General features: G+C 37.8%; 3 protein-coding genes. All 3 read left to right on the forward strand.

Annotated elements, in window-relative coordinates; all coding sequences use genetic code 11:
- Positions 1-504 (forward strand): DUF3387 domain-containing protein (locus BQ7314_RS07435; RefSeq protein WP_174483069.1); only part of this gene is annotated, 504 nt, incomplete at its 5' end.
- 283 nt (positions 505-787) lie between these two features.
- Positions 788-1,132: a DUF4870 family protein gene (locus BQ7314_RS07440; RefSeq protein WP_174483070.1), complete on the forward strand. Its 345-nt coding sequence runs from the start codon at positions 788-790 to the stop codon at positions 1,130-1,132.
- A gap of 4 nt (positions 1,133-1,136) precedes the next feature.
- A complete protein-coding gene (locus BQ7314_RS07445) occupies positions 1,137-1,643 on the forward strand; it encodes a retropepsin-like aspartic protease family protein (RefSeq protein ID WP_174483071.1) in 507 nt (168 codons plus the stop codon).
- Positions 1,644-1,744: the final 101 nt, after the last annotated feature.

Below are 1,744 nucleotides of genomic sequence, written 5' to 3' on the forward strand. Positions count from 1 at the left end.
GTTGCCTTGGAAGTGTTGAAAAAGTTACTGAACGATGAATTAAAATCGCGTTCCAGAAAAAATCTGGTTAAAAGTAAATCACTGATGGAAATGCTGGAAAATTCAATTAAAAAATATCATAACAAGGTGCTAACCGCCGCTGAAGTCATGGATGAACTGATTAAATTGAGTCAAGACATTATAAGTATGGACAATGAAGCCAGTGAGCTGGGTTTAAGCGAATTTGAATACGCTTTTTATACCGCAGTTGCTGATAATAAAAGTGCAAAAGAGCTGATGCAGCACGATAAATTAAGAGAATTGGCGGTTGTTCTTACCGAGCGAGTGAGGCAAAATGCGTCTATCGACTGGACAATAAAAGAAAGCGTGCGTGCTAAGTTGAAAGTGATTATTAAACGCACGCTCAGACAATATGGTTATCCGCCCGATATGCAATTATTAGCTACTGAAACTGTTTTAAAACAAGCTGAGCTGATTGCCGGTGAAATGATGGTTGTAGCATAGAGCCATAAATGTATGTACTCGGGCAACATAAGTTGTGCCACTTTTTTCTACAACTTTATTTTGCCGGTGATACGAGGCGATAGGGTTAGAAGATTTTTATCTTACTCGGAACAGCAATAGCTGAACCGGTTGTGTTCTACTTAAACATTTTGAATGTGAAGTGCCCTCAAGTATCTTTTCTAAGAACATGGGTGTTTAATTAATGGCCGCATTAATTTCCTGCGTAGTAGGGTATGTTTTGGTGTATTCTTTATAAACGACTATCCAATTATAGGAGAGCAATATGAAGAATTTATCAGATGAAGAGTTAGCTGCATTAAAAAGAATCACTGCAACGGTGTACTTATTCCAGGCGCTGAGCTTTATATTTGCGGCCTTACCTTTATTAATAGGCGTAGCGCTTAATCTTTATAAACGTAATGATGTGCAAGGGTCATGGTTAGAGTCACATTTTAATTGGCAAATAAAAACGGCATGGGTGACGCTAGCAGGCTTAGCTTTTACTGCGTTTACTTTTGGCATGGGCATCGGTATTTTTACCTTATTTATCACTATATTTTGGCTGGTTTATAGAATTACTATTGGTTGGATTTCACTGACTGATGGCAAGACTATTAACAGAATGTAATAAGATGAGACCACTGGTATTTGTCGTATTCGCTTTTGTGCTTATGTATTTTGTTGCGGATAGTTTATTGCGTAGACAATCGTCCACTTATGCTATTGAGCATCCGAATGATGTTGTTCAACAAATGCTATTTAAAAATCCAATAACTAGCACTGAGAAAGGCATTATTATTTCAGCAGATAAGCAAGGGCATTATTCGGGAGCGGGAATGATTAACAATCAAGTTATGAAATTTATGATTGATACCGGTGCAACTCGTGTTGCGCTACCGAGTGAATTGGCGAAACGCGCAGGATTAAAATTTGGTCCAGCGGTTATTAGTCATACGGCGGCAGGAAATGTAAGCGCATACCAAACCACGATACCGACTTTAACGATAGGTTCGATCAATTTATATAATACGCGAGCTGTGATTTTGGATAAGTTGGATCAGGTTTTAATTGGCATGTCGGTACTGAAAAAGTTTAGAGTAACCCAGTTTGATGGCAAAATGGTCATTGAGTCACCGTAGGTAAACTAGGGTAAGTATTGGTATGCTATATCTAATCGGCCACCTAAGAAGTTGAAGTAAATAAAATAAGGAATAAATTATGAAAAAGATAATGTGTATTT

Origin of the sequence: methanotrophic endosymbiont of Bathymodiolus puteoserpentis (Logatchev) (assembly GCF_900128525.1) — a bacterium.
Taxonomy (GTDB): Bacteria; Pseudomonadota; Gammaproteobacteria; order Methylococcales; family Methylomonadaceae; genus Methyloprofundus.